Below are 23,835 nucleotides of genomic sequence, written 5' to 3' on the forward strand. Positions count from 1 at the left end.
TCAGTCATTTTCAACGTCGCGCATTCATAGGAATACCAAAATGAGCCAAACAGTCACACTCGCCCTGGAAAACGCCAAGGTTGATATCCCGCTGCGATCACTGCTTGAGCAGATCGGCAGCACAATTAAGGTAACGATGCATGTGGATTCGGGCACTCCGCCCGTCCCCAAAATAGGCGAATACTGGCACGGCCAGGGTGGCATTTGTGCCGGCATCATGCGTGGCCATGGCGGCAAACCTGATTACCACCTGATCCTTGCTGTCGATTCCAGCGCCAAATTTGACGATATTAAATGGGGCGGTTATGGCACGAAGATCGACGGCGCAGACGATCAATGGGATGGTCAGGCCAATACACAGGCCATCTTACGCGCAAATGGCACTTTCCCTGCCGCTGAGCTGGCGACAACGGTGCGTTGCGATGGCCATACAGATTTTTACTTGCCGTCCAAGCGCGAATCCGCATTGCTGTATGCCAACCTTCCAGATCAGTTCGAAAGCGGCTGGCACTGGACTTCCACGCAGGTCAGCGCCTACAGCGCTGCTATTCAGAATTTCCTCAATGGGAGTCAGAGCAACTACGTCAAGGATGATGAGTTCCGAGTCCGCGTTGTCCGCAGATTAACCATTTAGTCCTTTATCTATTATGGCACTCCACACTGAACTTCCGATACATAAGGAGGCATACAACCTCCTGGACACCCTGCTGCAGTTGGCAAAACACCTGCCACGCGACATGAAGGTACTAATTGGCACCAAATGGCGCGACGAAGGCATGTATGTCCTTGAAATGGTCTTCAAGGCCAACGGCAGCATGGACAAAATCAGATTACAGATTGAATCGCTGCAGGGTCGACTGGATGAGTTTATGCAGACAGAACTGGAGGAAATATGAAGGAACGCCCGATACTCTTTTCGGCGCCTATGGTAAGAGCTTTGCTGGCCGGCAACAAAACGCAAACACGTCGGATCCTCAAAAGCCAGGGATCTGCGACAAAAGCGACGCTCGGGTTGGCGAATTGCCATCTTGGCCAGCCTGGCGACCGCCTTTGGGTACGAGAGACGTTCGCTCATATCTATCGTGGGAATGACAAGCCAGAAAGCAGACGTTCTGATGACGTCGCTTACAAAGCAGACGGATTCTCAGTTGACCCATACGTGTATGGGCCATGGAAACCAAGCATCCATATACCGCGCTGGGCCAGCCGCATCAATCTGGTAATCAAATCGGTGCGCGTCGAGCGCCTCCAGGATATCAGCGAGGCCGATGCACTCGCCGAGGGCATCACCTACGGCCAGTTGCCTGATAATCCGCATGACCAGCAGCGAGCCCGAACCTGGTATCGAGGCCTCTGGGAGCAGATTAATGGCGCCGGATCCTGGGAGGCGAACCCATTCGTCTGGGTGATTGAGTTTGAAAGGATTGAGAAATGACCGACGCCATACGCCGAATGCTGGCAATCACTAAGAAAGAATGGAACCTGCCTTGAGCGATCTTTTTGTTGGAGCAATGAAATGAATATCCTAACCCTATCAGACGATGAAATCGAGGAAATTACCCAGCGCAAACACCGATCTGCACAGGTGCGGGTACTTAATCAGCTTAAAATCCCCTGCGCGTTCAGGCCTGACCGATCTATTGTCGTATTGCGATCGGCAGTTATAAAAACCCTCGGAAACTCAATTCCATCCAGTACTGGCCGGCCAAAATTACGACTATGAGCAGACCACGAAAAAAAGACAAGCACTTACCCCCGTGTGTCCATGAGAAGCACGGCGCTTTCTACTATGTCAAAAAGGGCAAATGGAATCCAATTGGCAAAACCCTCGCCGAAGCGCTGGAGAATTATGCCAGACACGTCGATCAACCCCGCGGCGGCATGCCTGCTCTGATTGAAAAGGTCCTGACCTACATCAAGCCGTCCCTATCTGACAACACCTACGACCAGTATCGACAGGCAGCAACCCGACTGAATAAGATTCTCGCTGAGTTTGCCCCCGATCAGGTCATGACAAAGCATGTGGCGGAAATCAAAGTCAGCCTATCTGACACACCGGCAATGGCAAACCGGATCCTCAGTTTTTTGAAAGTTGTGTTTCAGCATGCCGTGGAGTGGCAGATGGTGGATTCAAACCCCTGTATTGGGATCAAACGCCACAAAGAAGGCCGGCGGGAACGATACATCACGGATGAGGAATATATCGCCATTTATGACCACGCCAATATCCGCCTCAAATCCATTATGGAGATTCTATACCTTACCGGCCAACGGATCAGTGATGTATTGTCGATCAGATGTGACGATATATCCGAATCAGGGATATCGTTCACCCAGAAGAAAACCGGCGCCAAATTGACGTGCGGCATGACGCCGGAGCTACAAGACGCCATACAGCGCGCCAAAGCCCTCCATGGCAGGAAAGAGTATCCCTTTCTGTTTGTGAGCCGATATGGGCGGGAATTGACGTATGGGGGCCTCCGTGACACGTGGAGGGAAGCAGTCAAGTCTGCGGGCGTTGTGGATGCCAATATCCATGACCTGCGGGCAAAATCGCTCACGGACGCTAAAAAACAGGGGATTGACGCGACCGCCCTGGCGGGACACACAACCGCGCGCCAGACAGAGCGCTACATTCGAAACCGTCAATCTCCGGTTGTAAGCATACCGAAATTAAGCCCAGCACTGCGCCGGAAGATCGTAAAATAGCCGATTGAAAACGGATTTATTTTAGACAGTCTAAAACCAATGGTCGAAGAACCCAATAAACATGCGCCTTCCGGCCACACCCCCATGATGCAGCAATATCTGCGCCTTAAGCTGGAGGCGGGATCGGTGTTGCTGTTTTATCGCATGGGCGATTTCTATGAAATGTTCTATGACGACGCCGAAAAAGCGGCCAGGCTGCTCAATCTGACACTGACCAAGCGCGGCAACTCCAATGGCCAGCCTATTCCTATGGCGGGCGTGCCTGTTCATGCCATGGAAACTTATCTGGCGCGCCTGGTGGCACTGGGAGAGTCTGTCGCCATCTGCGAGCAGATCGGTGACCCGGCCACCAGTAAAGGGCCGGTCGAGCGAAAAATCGTGCGTATTGTTACGCCAGGAACGCTAACCGACGAGACGCTGCTGCCTTCCAAACTGGATCGCCCTCTTCTGTCGGTGTTCCTGCCTGCCAAAGGCAAATCGCCCAAATATGGCCTGGCCTGGCTCAATCTGGCCAGCGGCCAGTTCAAGGTCACGCAATGCGATCAGGAGGCGCTGGAATCGGAAATCCATCGCATCGCCCCGGCAGAAATTGTCCATGCCGACTCCTTCGCACTTCAGACCAAATTTACCGGCTCAATCAGTCACACCGCCGACTGGCACTACGACATGAACGATGCCGACGCACTGCTGTGCCGGCATTTTAAAATCGATTCGCTCGCCAGCTTCGGCATGACCGATATGCCGGCGGCCATTTGTGCTGCCGGTGCCCTGCTGCGTTATGTCGAGCGCACGCAGACCCAATCGCTGTCGCATGTCCAGCACATCATGGTCGATCATGCTCTGGATTATCTGGTGCTCGATCCGGTCACCCGAAAGAATCTGGAGATCACCGAGACAATCAGCGGTGAAACACGCCCCACCCTTTTTTCGCTGCTGGATCACTGCGAGACGCCGATGGGCAGCCGCATGTTGCGACACTGGCTGCATCATCCGCTGCGCTCGAACAGCCAGATCCGCGCCCGCCAGGAAGCGGTCGCGGCCATGCTGGCTGGCCGCCCGGACGGACCGGTACACCCCCATATCGCCCTGGACAACCTGCGCACCGAATTGAACGCCTTTCCAGACCTGGAACGTATCGCCACGCGGATTGCGCTGCGCTCGGTCAGGCCACGCGAGCTGGCCAGCCTGCGCGATGCCTTGCAGCGGCTACCCCAATTGCAGGTTCTGCTGCGTAACCAGCACGCCAATGCGGCACGCCTGGACGCGCTGAACGAAGAGCTGGGTCTGGATACGCAATTGCACTCGAGCTTGCAGGCCGCCATTGCGCTTGAACCGGCTGCCATGATCCGTGACGGCGGTGTGATCGCCGAAGGTTTCGATGCCGATCTGGACGAGCTGCGCACCCTGGCCAGCGATAGCGGTGCCTTTCTTGTCGAACTCGAAGCGCGGGAGCGCGAACGCACCGGCATTGCCAATCTGCGGGTTGAATTTAACCGGGTCCATGGATTTTTTATCGAGGTCTCCAAGGGGCAGGTCGACAAAGTACCCGCAGACTACCGGCGCCGACAGACGCTGAAAAATGTCGAACGCTATATCACACCTGAATTGAAAGGCTTCGAAGACAAAGTATTGTCTGCACGCGACCGGTCGCTCTCACGCGAGAAATGGCTGTACGACCAGTTGCTCGACACGCTGCACGCCTGGGTGACGCCGTTGCAGCGTTGCGCGCAGGCCATCGCCGAACTGGACGTTTACCTGGCACTGGCCAGCCATGCGCGCGATAACGAATGGATCGCGCCGCAACTGGCCGACTCCCCGATTATCGATATCGAAGCAGGCCGACATCCTGTGGTCGAACACACGATTGAGCAATTTACTCCCAACAGTTGCCAGATGGATTCCGATCGGCGCATGCTGCTGATCACGGGTCCGAACATGGGTGGTAAGTCCACCTATATGCGGCAGACGGCCCTGATCGTGCTGCTGGCGCGCATGGGCAGCTTTGTGCCGGCCAGCGGCGCAACCATCGGGGTGATTGATCGCATTTTCACCCGCATTGGCGCCGCCGATGATCTGGCCGGCGGTCAGTCCACCTTCATGATGGAAATGACCGAAGCGGCAACCATTCTGGCTGCCAGCACCCCCAATAGCCTGGTCCTGATGGACGAAATTGGTCGCGGCACCTCTACCTATGACGGCCTGTCACTGGCCTGGGCCATTGCGTGCCGGCTGCTGGACCACAATCATGCGCTCACGCTCTTTGCCACACACTACTTTGAAATTACCCGCCTGCCGGATCTGAACCCGGCGGCGCTCAATGTACATTTGGCTGCGACCGAAGCAGCCAGCGGCCTTGTCTTTTTACATGAAGTTCAAAGCGGCCCGGCCAGCCGCAGCTACGGGATTCAGGTCGCGCAGCGCGCGGGCCTGCCTGTTGCCGTTATTCGCCAGGCCAAGCGGGAGCTGGATCGCCTGGAAAGCCAGGCCGGCGATATTTCACAACTCAATCTGTTCAGCGCCACACACGAAAGCGATGATCAACACAGCGATGATGCGCTTGAGCTGACCGCCTTCCGCGAGGCGCTGCAGGGGTTCGACCCCGACAACATGAGTCCGCGCGAAGCGCTGGACGCCCTGTACAAACTGCATAATCGATTTGGCGGAGAATCATGAAACCTATCAACATTGACGCGCCCATGACATTGCTGGGTGGCCGCAGCGCGGCCAATTTCATGAAAAACTACTGGCAGAAAAAACCGTTGCTGATCCGCAAGGCGGTTGAGGCCGGGCACAGCTGCCCGCTGCCGCCTGCAAGGTTAAAGAAGCTTGCCAAACAGGATGATGTGGAATCACGCCTGATCTGGCAGGAAAACGGGCAATGGAATATGGAAAACGGCCCGTTCTCGCGCTTTCCGAAAGTAGCCGAGCCGAACTGGTCACTATTGGTACAAAGCGTCGATCTGCATGATGATGTCACCGCAGAACTGATGCAACAATTCCGTTTTATTCCCGACGCCCGGCTCGACGACATCATGATCAGCCTGGCCTCGTTGGGCGGCGGCGTCGGCCCGCATTTTGACAGCTATGATGTCTTCCTGTTGCAAGGCCGCGGCCAGCGACGCTGGCGCATCAGTCAGCAGACCGATTTGTCACTCGTTCCCGACATCCCGTGTAAAATTTTGCAGCACTTTGCGCCTGAAGAAGAGTTTGTCCTGGAGCCCGGCGATATGCTGTATCTGCCGCCCCATGTTGCGCATGATGGCATTTCGCTTTCCGACGAGTGTATTACCGTTTCCATCGGCTTTCGGGCACCTCCGCTGGCCGTACTGGCGCGAGGCCTGCTTGAAGTGGCTGCCGACCAGTTAAGCGCACGCGCCGGGCTCGGTTTTGGTCCCTATTCAACACCAGCGTTACCGGGGCCGGATTTGTCGGGTATGTTTCGCGACAAAGGCCTGGCAGCGACGGAGACCCCGGCCGCTTTGCCCGAGGAACTCATCAGCAGTGCGCTGGCTGCCGTGCAGAAAATTGACTTTACCGAACGCATGGCCGCCCGCTTTCTGGGCTGCTGGCTGACCGAACCCAATTCACTGTCTGTTTTCCCAATCGCAGAAGACATGATCGATATTGAAGACGTGATCGATCGCAACGGCAGCCTGCAACTGGACCGTCGCAGCCGCATGATCTATCGCGGGGCTGACGTGTTTATCAATGGCGAAGCACTGGAGACGAAGTCCAATGCCCTTCTGAGAAAATTTGCCGACACTCGCAGGCTTGAGACACGTGATCTGAAAAAAGCCAACGCCGCAACGCTGACCCTGTTGCAGGAATGGCTGGATGATGGTTGGGTTATCGCCACGTAAAAAGCGGTAGTTCGACTGAGACGAGGGTATAAAAAAAGGTCCGACATGGATTTTGTCGGACCTTTTTGTTTTGAACATCTCCAGTGCGATGAGCTGATATCGATTACATCCGCTCGCCAAGCACCGTCAGGATACGACGTGCTGTCGCGCTGTTGTCTGCCTGCCCTTCTTCGTTACGTACCGTCACAACAGACTGATTGCCTTCGGAGGTGACCACGATCGTGTAAGGCAAGGGAGTGAGATTACCCTTGTCTCCCCACAGGCGACTGATAAAGTTGGACGCCTGACGCTTCTCGCCGGTGTCGGTATCCAGATAACGAACCACATAGGTGCCGGCTTGAGGATCACGGCGATCGACCGTGAATCCGGCTGAATTGATCGCTGCCCCGACCTGATTATAAGCCTGACTCTGGCCCATTTGCAGCGGCAGCGCGGCGGCATCGGCCATCACGACAGGATGGGTTGGCGCGGCGGCGGCCGCCGCGCTCTGGCGAACCTGGGCTTCAGCCTGCTGTTTGGTTGCCCCCAGAAATACCATGAGCCGCGACAGCATGGCCGCGTTCAGACCGGGATCTTCCTTGGCTGGCAGCCATTTGAATGTGGTGCCATCCCGATCCATTGGTGTTTCGACCATGCGTTCATGGCTGATAAACACCAATGTCTTGCCGTTGGAGCGCTCCAGACGAGTGCGGAAGCGTTCTCGCTCACCACTGTCTTCAACCATATTGATGATGGAGCCTAGCGCACGATTCAACAGGTTGCCCGGAATTTTTGCGCGATTTTCGGCCCAATCGGTTTCAATCAGACCCGCCTGGGGATTGTCGCGATTGATAGTGAAGCCCGTATCAACCCAGAAATCAATCAGTTTCGGATAGACTACTCCTGCCTCCTGGCTGACCTCGAGCCAGCGGTTGGCGCCGGAGCTCTGGATTTGCAGGCCGGGCGTTTGCGGCAGGACGGATGAGCCTGAAGCGGCATTTTTATTAGCCTGGGCCACGGCCTTGTTGTATTCGTTGGCCGATGCGTAGCCACCCGGAGCCTTATATGCCGGTTTGATCTGCGAAGATGACAAATCTGGCGGCAGGCTGAGCGGATCGCCCCTTACGGTACTTTTATAGTCAACCTGTTCGGTATCACCCATGACTTCGTCCATGACGTTACATCCTGCCAGCATGGTGAGCGACAGTAAACCTGATACTGCAAGAAAGCGTGCATTCATACGCATATTCTCAATCCTATATTATTTGACCAGCCCGAGATCTTTCAGGGCAGTCAGAACAGTTTCATGATGCTGGGCACCCAGATCACACATGGGGAGCCGGTACCCGGCCTGAATCAGACCCATTTGCACAAGCGCCCATTTAACGGGAATAGGGTTGGCCTCCAGGAACAACACCTTGTTGACACGCGCCAGTTTCGTATTCAGTTCACGTGTTCGTGGGACGTCCCCAGTCCTTGCGGCAACACAAAGTTCATGCATCAGCGCAGGCGCAATATTGGCCGTCACTGAAATATTCCCGTTACCACCCAGCAGAATCAGCGCGGCGGCCGTGGGATCATCGCCGCTGAAAACCTGGAAGTGATCCGGCTTGTCCCGCATCAGCAGACCCAGGCGAGCGATATCGGCCGTTGCGTCCTTGATACCGATAATGCCCTGCACCTCGGCCAGACGCAAAACCGTATCATTGGACAGGTCTGCCACCGTGCGACCCGGCACATTGTACAACATGATAGGCAGGTCGCCTTCACGGGCAATTGCGGAAAAATGTTGGAACAAGCCTTCCTGCGTGGGCTTGTTGTAATAGGGTACCACTGACAGACCGGCGTCAGCCCCCATTTCCCTGGCTTTTTTGGTCAGGTGGATGGCTTCGGCCGTGGAATTGGCGCCAACCCCGGCAATAACTGGAATCCGGCCTGCCGTGTGTTCAACCGCGACACGGATAAGCTCGGTGTGTTCCTTCACATCCACCGTGGGAGATTCGCCCGACGTTCCCACAACCACCAGACCGTCAGACCCTTCCTGGATATGCCAGTCGATCAGCTTCTTATAGGCGTCGAAATCAATATCCCCATTGGGTTGCATTGGTGTCACCAGGGCAGGAAAACTGCCCGTGAATACAGGATATGAAGAACTGTCGACCGCCATGATAGAAACGTCCAGAAAAGGTTGATGTTAATTTGAACAAACTGCCCCACGGGGAGCTAATTCGGTAGTTTAATTGAAATGCGTAAAATTAATAGAAAATTTGATGACAAATCCGTAAAACCCATTACAGACGACGTCGGCCCCGATGCGCCGGCTGTGCCAGGCGACAATGGCAAATGATTTACGAGCCTGTATTTTTGTTGGGAACTTACTCGGCCAGACCGATAGTAGCCGGGTCTCCCGCTCCTCGCCGGACAATTTCCGGTGTCGCCGTGGTCAGATCAATCACCGTGGTGGGCTGGATCGGGCACGATCCGCTGGCGATAACACCGGCAAGCGCATGGCCATAGCGATCGGTAATCTCGTGCGGATCATTCAGGGGCATGTCCTCGCCATCCGGGATCAGCGAGGTCGAAAGCAGCGGCGCGCCCAGCTCTTCGATCAGCATCAAGGTAACCGGATGATCCGGCACGCGTACGCCAATGGTCTTTCTCGAGGGATGGGAAACTCGTCTGGGCACGTCTTTGGTCGCTTCCAGAATAAAGGTCCAGGGGCCGGGGGTGGCGTTTTTGAGTAAACGATACTGCGCGTTGTCGACTTTGGCGAATTTGGCAATTTCTGCCAGATCACGCACCAGCAACGTCAGGTGATGCCGATCATCCAGCCCACGCAGGCGGCGCAATCCGTCCGCAGCCGCTTTATCATCCAGGCGGGCGACCAGCGCATAGCTGGAATCGGTGGGTATGGCCAATAAACGGCCGTTATCCAGCAATTGAGCGGCCTGCTTGAGCAGGCGCGGCTGAGGATTGACCGGATGTACATCAAACAGTATAGACATAATTGTTATTTACTCTGTGATTGGCTATGCGCCTATTGTAGCGAATTGAGTGACACATGAAGCCGCTTCGGGTTAGAATCACGGGCTAGACTGTCTCCGTAGCTCAATTGGATAGAGCACCCGCCTTCTAAGCGGGTGGTTGTGGGTTCGATTCCCGCCGGAGGCACCACTACTCTTTTGGCCGTTAACTTATATTATAAATAAGGCGACGCCAGCCAGATCAACTTGTTGCGCAGTGTCGCCAGCAAACCCTGGCTGCGCAAAGACTCCAGCGTCACGCGCTCGCCGTGGGCGATTTCATTATCGATTGTCTCGCTGATCCACCCAGCCAGCCGGCGGTCATACACTTCGATATCAATTTCAAAATTGAGCCGCAGACTGCGCGAGTCCCAGTTGGACGAACCGACCAGCGACCAGCTGTCGTCCACAGTCATGAGTTTGGAGTGATCGAAATTGCCGGCGCCTTTCCATACCCGGCAGCCGGTCTCAATCACCTGATCAAGCTGCGCCATCATGGCATATTGGATGAGACGAAGATTATTGCGGCCCGGAATCACGATATCCACTTGTACGCCACGCCGCGCTGCGGTGGTCAGCGCGCCGATCAGGACCTGGTCGGGCAGAAAATAAGGCGACTGGATCCGGATATGCGTTTGCGCTACGGCGCAGGCGGCCAGCAGAAGTTTGTGCGTGCTTTCGATTTCCCGATCCGGACCCGACGGCACGCAGCGCGCCGCCATGTCCGCCGGCATGAGAGGCGATTGCGGTGCGAGCCAGTCATCCATTTTCAACTTCTCGCCAGTCGAAAAAAGCCAGTCGTGACAGAAGATGACCAGCAGTTGCGCCACGATAGGCCCCTGCACATGAAAGTGGATATCCCGAGCCGTACTGTCACGCGTGATTTCGGTCAGAAACTCCTCACGAATATTCATGCCACCGGCAAACGCCCTTGCGCCATCGACAATCATGATTTTACGGTGACAACGCATATTGGCATAAGGCATCCGCCAGGTCACGGCATTGGTTTCAAACAGCTCCACCGTTACCCCATGCTCCCGAAGACGATGCACAATCGTGGGGTGCGAGTAGCGAACGCCGATGGAATCAATCAGCACCCGTACCCGCACACCACGTTCATAGGCCGCAATGAGACTGTCCGCAAAGCGATGACCGACAATATCGTTATCGAAAATATACGTTTGTAGCAGAATGGATTCCAAGGCGGAATCGATGGTGTTCAGCATGGCCGGATACGCCTGATCGCCCCCATTGAGCGGCAAGATTTCATTGCCGCCGCATAAAGGAAAACGCGTCACCGTATCGCTGGCTTTTTTCAGGGAAACGCATTGAGGTCCCGCATGCCGTGTCAGATCGCTTACCGTCACGCTCGCGTGATCGGCCCCCTCCTTGATCAACCGGTCCCGATGCGATTTGATCCGGGTTTGCCGGATCCGGTTGATGCCTACGACAAAATACAGGACAGGCCCCAGAAAAGGAGAAAAAATCACCACACCCACCCAGGCAATGGCGGCGCGCACGTCCCGCTTGGTCAGCGCGATATGAACCGCGGCAGACACGCTCAGGATCACGCTTGCTGCGAAAATCAGATGGGTTTCGTACTCAACCAGAAATTTCCACAGGGAAGACATTCAAAAACACCCGCTTAGCTTCAAAACCACTAAAAAGACAACAAAATAGCCTGTTGCGCGACTTTCTTCTTGTACTGCGCAGGTATAGTTGCTATACTCTTACGCTTACTCGGATGGTGACTGTAGCTCAGTTGGTAGAGTCCCGGATTGTGATTCCGGTTGTCGTGGGTTCGAGCCCCATCAGTCACCCCAGTAAATTTAATAAAAACAATATCCTAGCATAACCATACCACCCTGGTATTGGCAGCACAAAAATAGAAAAGCGATACATAAACAGCCCTGTCGCTTTTGCGCTCAACGCCCCAAAAAAATTGCCTCTCGATTGCATCTGGCTTCTTGTCATAAAAGAAACCCAAACGCGCTACGTTCTATGTTTTATTTATCCTCAGGCAAATTACCCTCACGCACAGATTGGCGATTCAATTTCCACACTGACACCACTGCAGAAATAAAAAACGAAACCAGCAGCCCTGCGCACGCGGCCACGACGAAATTGCCCAGCCCTATCCAGAATACGACCGTCAGCAGCAAGCCCGTTGACAACGGCCTGGCCGCCATGGCAGATACGATCCTGCCCAGTTTTGATAATAAACCCTTCAATTTTCTTTCCTGATTGTTGCACTTTGTTGCGCACACGACTAACATCATTCTAGGACATACCCTAATCCGGGTAAATTCTGTTTCGCCATTGGAGGAAAATGGCTTAACTTTACGTTAACGTCAATTGAGTTGCGAAACAGAATTTGCTACCCGCCGCAAGGCGGGCGTTTACCCCGGATCGCTCAAACTGATACGCGACGGCAACGCAAATGCCGCCAAGCATCAGGACGATATACCAGCGCCACCAAAGGTGGCGACCGTTCCACGCCATTGAACATACCGTTCACAAGACGACTATGGCAATGTCGGGGAATCATGCACTTGCGTGCATTTGAACCATATCGGAGACAACTGTATGAATGCCCCGCTACCCAAAGTGGCACACGATGCCCTGAAGAATACCACCATTGACGACAAATATAGCCTGGATCGCGGCCGCGTCTACATGAGCGGCACGCAGGCGCTGGTACGGCTGCCCATGCTGCAGAAAGACCGCGACCGGCGCGCTGGCCTGGATACCGGCGGATTTATTTCCGGTTACCGGGGTTCGCCACTGGGCAATCTGGATCTGAGCTTGTGGAAAGCTAAAAAATATCTGGCCGAACACGAAATCTCGTTTCAACCTGGTGTGAACGAAGAGCTGGGGGCCACGTCAGTGTGGGGATCGCAGCAGGTCAACCTGTTTCCGGGCGCCACCAAACAGGGCGTATTTGCGATGTGGTACGGCAAAGGACCGGGGCTGGATCGCTCCATGGATGTCTTCAAACACGCCAACTCCGCCGGCTCAAGCGAATTCGGCGGCGTGCTGTTGCTGGCCGGCGATGACCATGCCGCCAAATCATCGACGGTAGCCTACCAGTCCGAGCATAATCTGCAATCGGCCGGCATTCCCGTGCTATACCCCTGCAATGTACAGGAATATCTTGACTATGGCGTGCACGGCTGGGCCATGAGCCGTTACTCCGGATTGTGGGTTGCCATGAAATGCGTCACCGATGTTCTGGAGTCCAGCTCATCGGTTGAACTGGATCCGGACCGTGTCCAGACCCTGATTCCGACGGACTTTGAGATGCCTGAAGGCGGTCTGTCCATTCGCTGGCCCGATCCGCCGCTGGATCAGGAAGCCCGCCTGAACAATTACAAATTCTATGCCGCACTGGCCTATGTGCGCGCCAATAAGCTGGACAAAATCATCTTCGACTCGCCTAAGGCACGGTTTGGTATTATGACCGCCGGCAAGGCCTATCTGGACGTGCGGCAGGCCCTGACCGACCTGGGACTGGACGAGCAAACCTGTGCCGATATCGGCATCCGCCTGTACAAAGTGGGCTGTGTGTGGCCTCTGGAAGCCCAGGGGGCCCGCCAGTTTGCAGAAGGCCTGGATGAAATTCTGGTGGTCGAGGAAAAACGCCAGATCATGGAATATGCGCTGAAAGAAGAGCTCTATAACTGGCGCGACGACGTGCGCCCCGATGTCTATGGCAAATTTGATGCGCGGGATGATGGCGGCGGTGAATGGTCGGTACCTCGCGGCAAATGGCTGCTGCCGGCCAACCACGAACTGTCGCCGGCAATTATTGCAAAAGCCATTGCCAAGCGCCTTGAGAAACATGCATTGCCCGATGAAGTGCGTGCGCGCATTCAGGCGCGCATTGCGGTGATCCATGCCAAGGAACAGGACGCCAAACGGCCCGTGGTTGTTCAGGATCGCAAGCCCTGGTTCTGCTCGGGCTGCCCGCATAATACGTCGACCCGCGTGCCCGAAGGATCACGCGCCGTCGCCGGCATCGGCTGTCACTACATGACCATCTGGATGGACCGCAGCACCGATACGTTCACCCAAATGGGCGGCGAAGGCGTGCCCTGGATCGGCCAGAAGGACTTTACTACGACCAAGCATATTTTCGCCAACCTGGGGGATGGCACGTACTTTCACTCAGGCATCCTGGCGATTCGCGCTTCGATTGCAGCCAAGGTCAACATCACGTATAAAATTCTGTATAACGATGCCGTTGCCATGACCGGTGGACAACCCATCGACGGGACCCTGACGGTGCCGCAGATCAATGCGCAACTGCATGCCGAAGGTGCGGCCCGCATCGTGATCGTCAGCGACGAACCGGAAAAATACAAAGGCGTCAGCCTGATCGGCAACCCTGATATCTTCCACCGCGATTCGCTGGATGATGTACAGCTCCAACTGCGCGACACGGAAGGCACGACGATTCTGATCTACGATCAGACCTGCGCGACCGAGAAACGCCGGCGCCGTAAACGCAATGCCTATCCCGATCCCGACAGGCGCGTCTTCATTAACGAAGCGGTGTGTGAAGGCTGCGGCGATTGCAGCGTGAAATCCAATTGTCTGTCGGTCGAACCGGTAGATACACCGCTGGGTACCAAACGCCGAATCAATCAATCGTCCTGCAACAAGGACTATTCATGCCTGAATGGCTTCTGTCCCAGTTTCGTGACCGCCGAGGGCGCCAAGGTACGCAAGCCGCAGACCGCCACGCTGTCATTTGAAAAAATCGAAGCCGACATTCCCGAGCCTGCCATGCCGGCAATTGAGCGCTCCTACAATATTCTGGTTCCCGGCGTCGGGGGCACGGGCGTCGTCACCATCGGCGCCCTGCTGGGCATGGCGTCCCACCTGGAACAAAAAGGCGTTAACGTTCTGGATATTACCGGGCTGGCACAAAAAGGCGGTGCCGTGGTCAGTCATGTCCAGATCGGCAATCGGCCTGCAGACCTGCATTCAACCCGCATCGGCATGGGCGAGGCAGACCTGATCATCGGCTGCGATGCGATTGTGGCCGCGTCCCGCGAGATCACATCCAAGACCCGCAAGGGCATCACTGTCGCGGCCATCAACAGCGCGAAAGTGCCGACGGCCGAAATTTTCCAGAACCCCAAATGGCAATTTCCGTCCGCACTGACCGAGCAGGACATGCAGGATCTGCTGGGCAAAGACAAATGTGATTTCCTGGATGCCAACGGCTATGCGGTAGCACTGCTGGGCGACGCGATTTTTGCCAATCCGCTGATGCTGGGTTATGCATGGCAAAAAGGCTGGATCCCACTGCATCACGAAAGCCTGGAACGCGCCATTGAACTCAACGGCGTTGCCGTGGACAAGAACCTGGCCGCGTTTGAATGGGGACGTTATCTGGCGCATCACGGCCTGCAATCAGTGCCGCTGGCGACAGGCAAGCGCAGCGCCAGACACGAAAACCTGATCAGCATGCCGGAAAGCACCGAAACGCTGATCAAGCGTCTGGGCGACCATTTGACGAACTATCAAAACGCCCGCTACGCACAACGCTTCACCAAGGCCGTCGAGCGCCTGCGTGATCACGAACGGCAGCATGGCTTCAAGGGCGATTTTCTGACCACTGCAGTGGCGCGCAATCTGGCCAAATTGATGAGCTACAAGGACGAATACGAAGTGGCACGCCTGTATACGGATCCGGCGTATTTCGACAAACTGCGCGAGCAGTTCGAGGGCGAGCCCGGTCGCGACTATGCGCTGCATGTACATCTGGCACCACCGGCTTTCAGCAAAAAAGACAAAAAGGGCCACTTGATCAAGAAAAAATATGGCCCCTGGGTCATGAAGGCTTTCGGCGTGCTGTCCCGCCTCAAGGGGCTGCGCGGCACGGCACTGGATCCATTCGGCCGCACAGAAGAGCGGCGTGCCGAACGCGCCCTGATCGAAGACTATTTTGCCTTGCTGGATGAATTCCATCTCAGCCTGAATGAAAGCAACTATGAAACAGCGGTTGAACTGGCCCGCCTGCCCGACGATATCCGCGGATATGGCCACATCAAGGAAGCCAATATGGAAAAGGCCGCCGCCAGGCGGGCCCAGCTGCTTGAAGCCTATCGTCGCACAGCATTAAGCAAGGCAGCCTAGTACCGGGAAAAGGCCGGCCAGCCGGCCGGCCCTTTCGATTGTAAACTTTGATGCACACCGCTTTATCGCCAGAAGTTAGAACGCGGCTCCCTATCCTCTCTATAATAGAAGGCTTGATTACTTCTTTTTCGGAGCCCTTATGAAAACCAAGCCCATTCTCGGTCAGGAAGACGTTCAGCAAATCATCGACGCCGCTGCCGCCCATGCAAACAAAAATAACTGGGCAGTGACCATCGCAGTGACGGATGATGGCGGCCATTTGCTGGGCCTCAAGCGACTGGATGGCGCAGCGCCCGTCTCTGCACATATCGCCTCCGCCAAAGCCCACGCCGCCGCGCTGGGTCGTCGCGAAACCAAAGGCTATGAAGACATGATCAACAACGGTCGCTTTGCCTTTCTGTCTGCGCCAGAAATCGAAGGTATGCTCGAAGGCGGCGTACCTGTCATGATAGAAGGCCAGACCATTGGCGCCGTTGGCGTGTCTGGCGTGCAGGCCAGCCAGGATGCCGAAACAGCCAAGGCGGGCATCGCCGCCCTTACCAGCAAAGGCTGATGCGCGCGTCGGTTCGGCACATCACTTGTTGACCCCGCTCCTGGCGACAGGCAAACCGGCCAGCGCCATGCTCGTCACCTTTGCCTGTCGGCGCATCATCAGGGGAGTACGCACCGACAGCATGTGCTATACCCATTGCTTCAATACGGTGCGAGTTTCACCAATACGCACCAAAAAAAAAGCAATCCAGAGGCGAGATAACGAAAATGCACACTTGTGAATCAGGGCAATCCCTTATACGGTGCATTTTTCGCTGCACTGCACACAATATGGCGGTATCATTGTTACCCCTCGCATAACAATCACTGTGCTCTCTGCTATTTTCATCACAGAATCTCTGTGCGTTGGCGCTGTCGGCGCGCATGCGCGTTATCCCCTGTAACCCTTAACCCGCTCATTACATTCAACTCATATGACCTATATTGATACGACGCTGGCCCGGCTGGCCAAATCCAGCCCATCGCAATCGGAGTTCTATCAGGCAGTCCAGGAAGTACTGGAATCCCTCTCTCCGTTATTCGACAAAGAGAAACATTATCTGGATCAGAACATCATTGAGCGTATCGTAGAGCCGGAGCGTCAGATCATGTTCCGGGTTACCTGGGTCGACGATAAAGGTCGTATCAATGTCAACAAGGGTTACAGAATCGAATTCAATTCGGCCATTGGCCCATACAAAGGCGGCCTGCGCTTTCACCCCAGCGTGTCATCCAGCATCATCAAGTTCCTGGGCTTTGAGCAGACCTTCAAAAACTCTTTAACCGGCCTGGCGATCGGTGGCGGCAAGGGCGGCAGCGACTTCGACCCCAAGGGCAAGTCCGACAATGAAATCATGAGTTTCTGCCAGGCGTTTATGTCAGAACTTTACCGACATATCGGTCCGACGATCGATGTGCCCGCTGGCGACATCGGGGTAGGCGGTCGTGAAATCGGCTACCTGTTTGGTCAGTACAAACGCCTGACCGGTCGCTACGAGGGCGTACTCACAGGCAAACGCATTCCCTGGGGTGGTTCGCTGGTCCGTACGGAAGCGACCGGCTATGGTGCGGTGTACTTTGCCCAGAACATGCTGCAAAACAAAGGGGATCATCTGGACGGGAAAATATGTGCCGTGTCCGGTGCAGGGAACGTCGCGATCTATACCATCGAAAAACTGTATCAACTGGGCGCAACCCCAGTTACCTGCAGCGATTCGCGCGGCATGATTTATCACAAATCCGGTATCAACCTGGACACGCTGAAGCTGCTCAAGGAAAAGCAGCAGGCGCCATTGCAGAAATATGTGGAAGCACATCCCGACGCCGTTTACAAAGCCGTCGCCGATTACGCCCCCGGTCGCAATGAAGTCTGGTCTGTGCCCTGCGACCTGGCATTCCCCAGCGCGACACAAAATGAACTGAACCAGGCCGATGCGCTCGCCCTGCTTGGCAATGGCTGCAAACTGGTCGCCGAGGGCGCCAACATGCCTTCGACGCCAGAAGCCGTTGAAGAGTTCCTGAAGGCTCGCATCCATTACGCGCCGGGCAAAGCGGCCAATGCGGGCGGCGTCGCTACCAGCCAGCTGGAAATGGCACAAAATGCCGCCATGATCCAGTGGAGTTTTGAAGAGGTTGATTTGCGTCTGAAAAACATTATGAAAAACATTTTCACGACCGCATGGGAAACCGCAGATGAATTCAACCAGCCCGGTAACCTGGTGCTGGGCGCCAATATTGCAGGTTTCCGCAAGGTTGCCGACGCCATGATCGATCAAGGCGCCGTCTGACGACCCCGTGACCACGCCAGGGCAAGCCCGCCTGCGGAACAGTCATCTGTTTACCGCAAGCACGGGTTTGCCAGGGCCGCGTTCAGACTCATAAAAAAACCGATCGCACGAACAATCAAAAAAAGTCAAAAACAATAAAAAAACGATCACGTAATCGATCAAAAAAAGATCACACAAAAAAGCCTCGCCATGAAAAACACCCCAAAGGCTGGATTGATGTCCAACTTATGGGGTGCAGTTCAAAAGCGAGGCTTTTGTTTTATAAATGAAGTGCCGGCTGTGCGCCAAACGTGACCGCGACAAGCCTGCCGGGGCATTATTTCAAGTGAAATAATGCCCTGTTATACACTTACTCTGCAGGCTTGTCAGCAGCCTGTTCACCGCCTTCGGCAGGCGCATTTTCCTGAGCACCTTCCAGACCGCCCAGTGCCTTGGCTGACAGACGCAGACGACCACGATCGTCCGCTTCAATAACCTTGACTTTGACTTTCTGGCCGACAGACAACACATCATTGATATTGGCAATGCGATAGTTGGCGATTTCAGAAATATGCAGCAGACCGTCGCGGCCCGGCAGAATTTGCACGATGCCGCCAAAATCCAGCAGACGCTGTACGGTACCCTCGTATACCTGACCGACTTCGACAACTGCAGTCAGTTCGGCAATACGACGTTCCGCTTCTTTGGCCTGATCCAGATCTGCGCTGGAGATGGTGACAACACCTTCATCGCTGATATCAATATGGCAACCGGTTTCTTCTGTCAGCGCACGAATCGTTGCGCCGCCTTTACCGATCACGTCACGGATTTTTTCCGGATTGATCTTCATGGACAACATACGAGGCGCAAAGGTAGACAATTCTTCACGCGAGCCGGTCAGCGCTTCTGTCATTTTGCCCAGAATGTGCATACGACCTTCGCGGGCCTGAGCCAGCGCAACCTGCATGATTTCCTTGGTAATACCCTGGATCTTGATATCCATTTGCAAAGCGGTAATACCATTTTTGGTACCGGCCACTTTAAAGTCCATATCGCCCAGGTGATCTTCATCACCCAGAATGTCAGTCAGTACAGCGAATTTGCCGCCGTCCTTGATCAGACCCATGGCCACGCCGGCCACGTGATCCTTGACCGGTACGCCCGCATCCATCATGGCCAGCGAACCACCGCAAACAGACGCCATGGAAGACGAGCCATTGGATTCGGTGATTTCAGAAACCACACGGATGGTGTACTGGAAATCTTCGTGGGCTGGCAGCGTGGAAATCAGCGCACGCTTGGCCAGACGGCCATGACCGATTTCACGGCGCTTCGGCGCACCGAAACGGCCGGTTTCGCCCGTTGCAAACGGAGGCATGTTGTAGTGAAGCATGAAACGGTCGCGATGCTCGCCCATGACTGAGTCGATAATTTGTTCGTCCTGCTTGGTGCCCAGCGTGGCAATCACCAGCGCCTGTGTTTCACCACGGGTGAACAATGCGCTACCGTGGGTGCGTGGCAAGACGCCCAGGCGAATGGAGATCGGACGGACCGTACGTGTATCACGACCATCGATGCGAGGCTCGCCGGCCAGAATCTGGCCGCGTACGATTTTTGATTCCAGATCGAACAGAATATTGTCTACAGCGACGCTATCGGGCGCATCCTGGCCCGCCTGCTGCGCCTGTTCGGCCAACGTCTGCTTGACAGCGGCAGTCACTTCACGCAACTTGGTGGTCCGTTCCTGTTTCTGGCGAATTTCGTAGGCGCTTTTCAGACCTGGCTCGGCAGCTGCCGTAACGGCAGCAATCAGCGCTTCGTTTTTCGCTTCAGGCTGCCAGTCCCACTCGGGCTTGCCGGCTTCTGCCACCAGATCATGGATTGCATTGATCGCAGCCTGCATTTGTTCGTGACCAAAGACAACGCCACCCAGCATGACTTCTTCGGACAACTGCTTGGCTTCGGATTCAACCATCAGCACCGCATTTTCTGTACCAGCCACGACCAGATTCATTTCCGAATCTTCCAGCTGATCCTGTGTCGGATTCAGCAGGTACTGACCGTTTTTGTAGCCCACACGAGCGGCGCCGATCGGACCATCAAAAGGAATGCCGGACACGGCCAGCGCAGCAGAACTGGCGATCAGTGCAGCGATATCAGGATCTACCTGAGGATCAACGGACAGTACATGCACGATCACCTGCACTTCATTGTAAAAACCCTCAGGGAACAGCGGGCGCAGCGGACGATCGATCAGGCGGGATGTCAGGGTTTCTTTTTCTGAGGGTTTGCCCTCGCGCTTGAAGAAACCACCTGGAATGCGGCCGGCGGAATAGGTTTTCTCGACATAATCAACTGTAAGTGGGAAAAAATCCTGGCCGGGCTTGGCATTTTTTGCAGCAACGACGGTGGCCAGCACAACGGAATCACCCATTGATACTACAACGGCGCCGGAGGCCTGGCGGGCGATTTCCCCGGTTTCCAGCACAACAGTCTGATCGCCATACTGAAACGACTTGGTCACTTTGTTAAACATTTTTCATTCCTTACAATAAAGCCGGGCGGCGTTGTCCGTTTTCAGTCGCACACCACGATTCTGTGTACGCGCACAAACCGCCGACCCGGCGCAATAAAAAAAACCGTGCCAGGCGCCAGCCTGGCGCTCTGCACGGTTTTGTGTTGGGCACAAACCCAATATCACTTACGCAGACCAAGTTTCTCGATCAGTGAGCGGTAAGCGTCAGGATTGCGGCCTTTCAGATAGTCGAGCAGTTTACGGCGACGGCTGACCATGCGCAGCAACCCACGACGTGAGTGGTGGTCTTTCATGTGTTCTTTGAAATGACCGGTTAATTCGTTGATACGGGCAGTCAGCAATGCGACCTGCACTTCGGGAGAGCCTGTGTCGCCCTGGGCGCGACCGTATTGAGCAACAATTTCAGATTTTTTGATATCAGCAACTGACATATTAAATAGCCTCATGAACTGGCGGTAAAACCGAGGCGTTTTACCGTGAAGGATTAAAATAAAATAAATATTGGATCAATTTCCAACCGAAGCTGCCGCCGATGACAGTGCACATGACATTACATTTGTCATTGCATGCACAGAGGCACGCTACAAATACCCTATGGATATTCAAGCATTTGTGTAACGTTTGGATTTTCGGACAGCATTTGCATTCCGAACGACTTGCGACGTGGAACTACTACTCCACCGTAACCGAAAGCGCTACAATGAACCAGCTACTCGCGTTGCAGAGCCAACCCATTACTCTTCAGCCAAGACCGTCAATTATATATGACTCGGCCAAAAAATGCACGAAAACCTTAGCCAAACAGGTCCAAACATGCCTCAATTCCGCTTTTTACCCCATTTTTCGGGCAATTTTACCAACACTCGACGGTATCGCGAGGCCAATCGCGTACATCTGCCGCGTCCCGCATCCCACAGGCTGCTGCGCATCATGGGTCTTGTCAGCCTGTGCGCCACCCTGGGTGCCTGCGCCACCTACCGCGATATTCCACCCAATTCGCCCAGATCGGTCGTTCTGGACACCATGGGACAACCCAATTTCACCTGCCCGCTTCCCGATGGCGGCGTCAGGGCGATCTGGACCCGGCAGCCTAACGGGCAGTACGCATTCGGCACCCGCTTCAACAGCGCAGGGGTTGCAGACCGGGTCGAGTCTATATTGACTGACGAAAATTTCCGCAAGCTGGACAAGGGCGTCTGGACCCCCAATGATGTAACATGCGAATTCGGACCGCCCGCCCGCGTCACCCGCGTCGGTCTGGGCGAAAAAAATGAGGTCGTGTGGGAATACCGCTACAAGCAGTCCAATGTCTGGAACTCGCTGATGTACATTTATCTGGGGCGCGACGGACAGCAGGTCACTCACCACCACCCCGGCCCTGATCCTGCCTATGAATACGAATTTGAGTTTATGGGCTTTTAGCGCTCAACTTGGAGACACGGGCAAAGCGCGCGCGGCCATTGCATGATGATCCTGCGCTGCCCGGCTCCCTGCCCCGGTTCACTCTTCTTTTTTAAACCAGTCCTTCGGTTTGGCTTCTGGCGATGGCTCACCCAGATGCGGCTCGCTGCGCGGCGTTGACACAGGCTGCCCCGCATTCGTTGTCCCTGCCGCGCTCTGCATGGATCCCGATTCTGCTTTCGCACTGGCATCGAACGTCTCGCCGCTGCGACTCTCGCGCCGACTGTCATGCAGCTTTTGCGCCCTGCGCCAGCGAAAATACCAGACGATCCAGCCAGACAATCCATACACGATGAACAACAGGAAAAGCACAATAGGCGGATCAGACGAGACAAAGGCAAAAACCAGTACCAACACCAGCATGATATTTTGTGGTGACAGTTTTTTTTCCAGCGCCAGCGATTTGCCACTGAAAAACGGCGCGTTTGAAATCATGCTGATTCCCGCGTAGACCGTTAAAATAAACGCCAGCCACGCCAGCGACTCGTAAGCCGGAATCCGGTTGTCCACTGACAGCCAGACAAAACCCGCCACAAGTGCAGCCGCAGCCGGACTGGGCAGGCCCTGAAAGAAACGGCTATCGACGACGCCAATGTTGGTATTGAAACGCGCCAGCCGCAACGCGGCCCCGGCGACATAAATAAACGCAGCGATCCAGCCCCAGCGTCCGAGCCCCTGCAACTGATATTCATACATCACCAACGCCGGCGCAATACCAAAGGACACCATATCTGACATGGAATCGTATTGCTCGCCAAATGCCGATTGGGTATTGGTCAGTCGCGCAACGCGACCATCCATGGCATCGAGCACCATCGCAACAAAAATCGCAATGGCTGCCACTTCGAAGCGCCCGCTCATGGCCTGCACAACGGCATAGAATCCGGCAAACAGATTGGCGGTCGTAAATGCATTGGGCAGCAGATAAATGGCGCTGCGCGGGCGTGGCAGATTGTCACTCATAATGGTGTGCTCGACTCAGCCGGCGCACCGGCCTCGGGTAAGTCTGCCAGCGCGGTAGACGTGGCAGACACTTTGTCGCCGATAGCCACGCGCGGGCGGGAAGACGGCGGCAGATATACATCGACCCGCGAACCGAACCGGATAAATCCATAACGTTCGCCGGCACGTCCCGTGTCACCCGGTTTGACATAGCACAGGATTCTGCGGGCCACCAGGCCGGCGACCTGAACCACAGTAATCTGCTCGCCTGACGCCAGTGCAAGATGCACGGCGTTTCTTTCGTTCTCGATCGAGGCTTTGTCCAGCGCCGCATTGACAAACGAGCCGGGATAATACTGCACCTGCGTCACGCGCCCGGACACCGGAAACCGGTTCGAATGCACGTTGAACACATTCATGAATACGCTGATTTTCAGAGCCTGTTGCTGAGTATAGGGGTCAATGGTCTTGTCGACCGACACGATACGCCCGTCGGCAGGCGACAGCACCAGGCGCTCCCCATCGGGTGCCTGACGTTGCGGATCACGAAAAAACTGGATAACGAAAATAGCCAGCAGCCAGAAAATCAGGCCAACGCCAACAGACCACCAGGACACCAGTAACGCCAGAACAATGGCGCCGGCGATGAAGGGCCACCCCTCGCGGGCAAGTACTGGATGCGGATAGGAAGGCTTATACATGTAAAAGAAACCTGCAGATGAAAAATCTATTTTAGTCGCAAACACCTTGTACAAAGATAACGGGAGCAACAAAAGTGCAATTTTTGTATTATTCTGTTTGCCCTTATTTCGACCATTTGCCCATTTTGCTGGTGCATGATCGGCCTGTTTTCTTGCAATATGTATCCATGTGTATCTTAT

20 protein-coding genes and 2 tRNA genes are annotated in these 23,835 nt (G+C 55.1%); 13 read left to right on the forward strand and 9 right to left on the reverse strand.

Going from position 1 to position 23,835, the window contains the following annotated elements; genetic code table 11:
* The first annotated feature begins 40 nt into the window (after positions 1 to 40).
* From W822_RS42820 to W822_RS42845, 7 genes are all read left to right on the forward strand, one after another.
* Positions 41 to 634, forward strand: a complete 594-nt coding sequence (locus tag W822_RS42820) for an Lcl C-terminal domain-containing protein (RefSeq protein ID WP_024006960.1) — start codon at positions 41 to 43, stop codon at positions 632 to 634.
* Positions 635 to 737: 103 nt separating this feature from the next.
* Positions 738 to 896, forward strand: coding sequence for a hypothetical protein (locus W822_RS46460; protein WP_155848209.1), 159 nt, complete (start codon positions 738 to 740; stop codon positions 894 to 896).
* Positions 893 to 1,435: an ASCH domain-containing protein gene (locus W822_RS42830; protein ID WP_024006962.1), complete on the forward strand. Its 543-nt coding sequence runs from the start codon at positions 893 to 895 to the stop codon at positions 1,433 to 1,435. The genes W822_RS46460 and W822_RS42830 overlap by 4 nt, the downstream gene beginning before the upstream one ends.
* A gap of 81 nt (positions 1,436 to 1,516) precedes the next feature.
* Positions 1,517 to 1,723, forward strand: a complete 207-nt coding sequence (locus tag W822_RS46815; protein ID WP_081724463.1) for a DUF4224 domain-containing protein — start codon at positions 1,517 to 1,519, stop codon at positions 1,721 to 1,723.
* Positions 1,720 to 2,709, forward strand: a complete 990-nt coding sequence (locus W822_RS42835) for a tyrosine-type recombinase/integrase (protein WP_024006963.1) — start codon at positions 1,720 to 1,722, stop codon at positions 2,707 to 2,709. The genes W822_RS46815 and W822_RS42835 overlap by 4 nt, the downstream gene beginning before the upstream one ends.
* Positions 2,710 to 2,748: 39 nt before the next feature.
* Complete coding sequence (mutS, locus tag W822_RS42840) at positions 2,749 to 5,382, forward strand: DNA mismatch repair protein MutS (RefSeq protein ID WP_031243552.1); 2,634 nt, start codon at positions 2,749 to 2,751, stop codon at positions 5,380 to 5,382.
* Positions 5,383 to 5,387: 5 nt separating this feature from the next.
* Positions 5,388 to 6,569 (forward strand): JmjC domain-containing protein, encoded by a 1,182-nt coding sequence (locus tag W822_RS42845; RefSeq protein WP_024006965.1) that lies wholly within the window; start codon positions 5,388 to 5,390, stop codon positions 6,567 to 6,569.
* Positions 6,570 to 6,672: 103 nt separating this feature from the next.
* Here W822_RS42845 and bamC read toward each other — a convergent pair whose 3' ends face one another.
* From bamC to W822_RS42860, 3 genes are all read right to left on the reverse strand, one after another.
* Positions 6,673 to 7,794, reverse strand: a complete 1,122-nt coding sequence (bamC, locus tag W822_RS42850; RefSeq protein ID WP_031243556.1) for an outer membrane protein assembly factor BamC — start codon at positions 7,792 to 7,794, stop codon at positions 6,673 to 6,675.
* 15 nt (positions 7,795 to 7,809) lie between these two features.
* Positions 7,810 to 8,715: a 4-hydroxy-tetrahydrodipicolinate synthase gene (dapA, locus tag W822_RS42855; RefSeq protein WP_024006967.1), complete on the reverse strand. Its 906-nt coding sequence runs from the start codon at positions 8,713 to 8,715 to the stop codon at positions 7,810 to 7,812.
* A gap of 208 nt (positions 8,716 to 8,923) precedes the next feature.
* A complete protein-coding gene (locus tag W822_RS42860) occupies positions 8,924 to 9,553 on the reverse strand; it encodes an L-threonylcarbamoyladenylate synthase (protein WP_024006969.1) in 630 nt (209 codons plus the stop codon).
* Between the two features lie 92 nt (positions 9,554 to 9,645).
* On the opposite strand from W822_RS42860, the gene W822_RS42865 reads away from it, so the two are divergent.
* Positions 9,646 to 9,722 (forward strand) — tRNA-Arg (locus W822_RS42865).
* A 25-nt stretch (positions 9,723 to 9,747) separates the two neighbouring features.
* On the opposite strand, the gene W822_RS42870 is transcribed toward W822_RS42865, so the two are convergent.
* Positions 9,748 to 11,202: a phospholipase D-like domain-containing protein gene (locus W822_RS42870; RefSeq protein ID WP_024006970.1), complete on the reverse strand. Its 1,455-nt coding sequence runs from the start codon at positions 11,200 to 11,202 to the stop codon at positions 9,748 to 9,750.
* Positions 11,203 to 11,318: 116 nt separating this feature from the next.
* Here W822_RS42870 and W822_RS42875 point away from each other — a divergent pair.
* Positions 11,319 to 11,394, forward strand: a tRNA-His gene (locus tag W822_RS42875).
* 183 nt (positions 11,395 to 11,577) lie between these two features.
* Here W822_RS42875 and W822_RS42880 read toward each other — a convergent pair.
* Entirely contained in the window at positions 11,578 to 11,802 is a 225-nt protein-coding gene (locus tag W822_RS42880; protein WP_024006971.1) for a hypothetical protein, read from the reverse strand.
* A 355-nt stretch (positions 11,803 to 12,157) separates the two neighbouring features.
* On the opposite strand from W822_RS42880, the gene W822_RS42885 reads away from it, so the two are divergent.
* The 3 genes from W822_RS42885 (at position 12,158) to gdhA (ending at position 18,036) form a co-directional block, all read left to right on the forward strand.
* The gene (locus W822_RS42885) at positions 12,158 to 15,718 is read left to right on the forward strand and encodes an indolepyruvate ferredoxin oxidoreductase family protein (RefSeq protein ID WP_024006973.1); all 3,561 of its coding nucleotides are present in this window, start codon (positions 12,158 to 12,160) and stop codon (positions 15,716 to 15,718) included.
* 139 nt (positions 15,719 to 15,857) lie between these two features.
* Entirely contained in the window at positions 15,858 to 16,271 is a 414-nt protein-coding gene (locus W822_RS42890; RefSeq protein WP_024006974.1) for a heme-binding protein, read from the forward strand.
* Between the two features lie 412 nt (positions 16,272 to 16,683).
* Positions 16,684 to 18,036, forward strand: a complete 1,353-nt coding sequence (gene gdhA, locus W822_RS42895) for an NADP-specific glutamate dehydrogenase (RefSeq protein WP_024006975.1) — start codon at positions 16,684 to 16,686, stop codon at positions 18,034 to 18,036.
* Between the two features lie 349 nt (positions 18,037 to 18,385).
* Here the strand turns inward: gdhA and pnp are convergent, their stop codons facing one another.
* A complete protein-coding gene (pnp, locus tag W822_RS42900) occupies positions 18,386 to 20,551 on the reverse strand; it encodes a polyribonucleotide nucleotidyltransferase (RefSeq protein ID WP_024006976.1) in 2,166 nt (721 codons plus the stop codon).
* A 161-nt stretch (positions 20,552 to 20,712) separates the two neighbouring features.
* Positions 20,713 to 20,982 (reverse strand): 30S ribosomal protein S15, encoded by a 270-nt coding sequence (gene rpsO / locus W822_RS42905; RefSeq protein ID WP_014751468.1) that lies wholly within the window; start codon positions 20,980 to 20,982, stop codon positions 20,713 to 20,715.
* Positions 20,983 to 21,481: 499 nt separating this feature from the next.
* Between rpsO and W822_RS42910 the strand changes: the two genes are divergently transcribed.
* The gene (locus tag W822_RS42910; RefSeq protein WP_034280987.1) at positions 21,482 to 21,973 is read left to right on the forward strand and encodes a hypothetical protein; all 492 of its coding nucleotides are present in this window, start codon (positions 21,482 to 21,484) and stop codon (positions 21,971 to 21,973) included.
* A gap of 78 nt (positions 21,974 to 22,051) precedes the next feature.
* Here W822_RS42910 and pssA read toward each other — a convergent pair whose 3' ends face one another.
* Together pssA and W822_RS42920 are read right to left on the reverse strand one after the other, a co-directional pair.
* Entirely contained in the window at positions 22,052 to 22,975 is a 924-nt protein-coding gene (pssA, locus tag W822_RS42915) for a CDP-diacylglycerol--serine O-phosphatidyltransferase (RefSeq protein WP_024006979.1), read from the reverse strand.
* Positions 22,972 to 23,655 carry a phosphatidylserine decarboxylase gene (locus W822_RS42920; RefSeq protein ID WP_024006980.1) on the reverse strand — a complete coding sequence of 228 codons (684 nt, stop codon included), beginning with the start codon at positions 23,653 to 23,655 and terminating at the stop codon, positions 22,972 to 22,974. Before W822_RS42920 ends, pssA begins: the two co-directional genes overlap by 4 nt.
* Positions 23,656 to 23,835: the final 180 nt, after the last annotated feature.

It is taken from the genome of Advenella kashmirensis W13003, from assembly GCF_000506985.1.
Classification (GTDB): Bacteria; Pseudomonadota; Gammaproteobacteria; order Burkholderiales; family Burkholderiaceae_B; genus Advenella; species Advenella kashmirensis_A.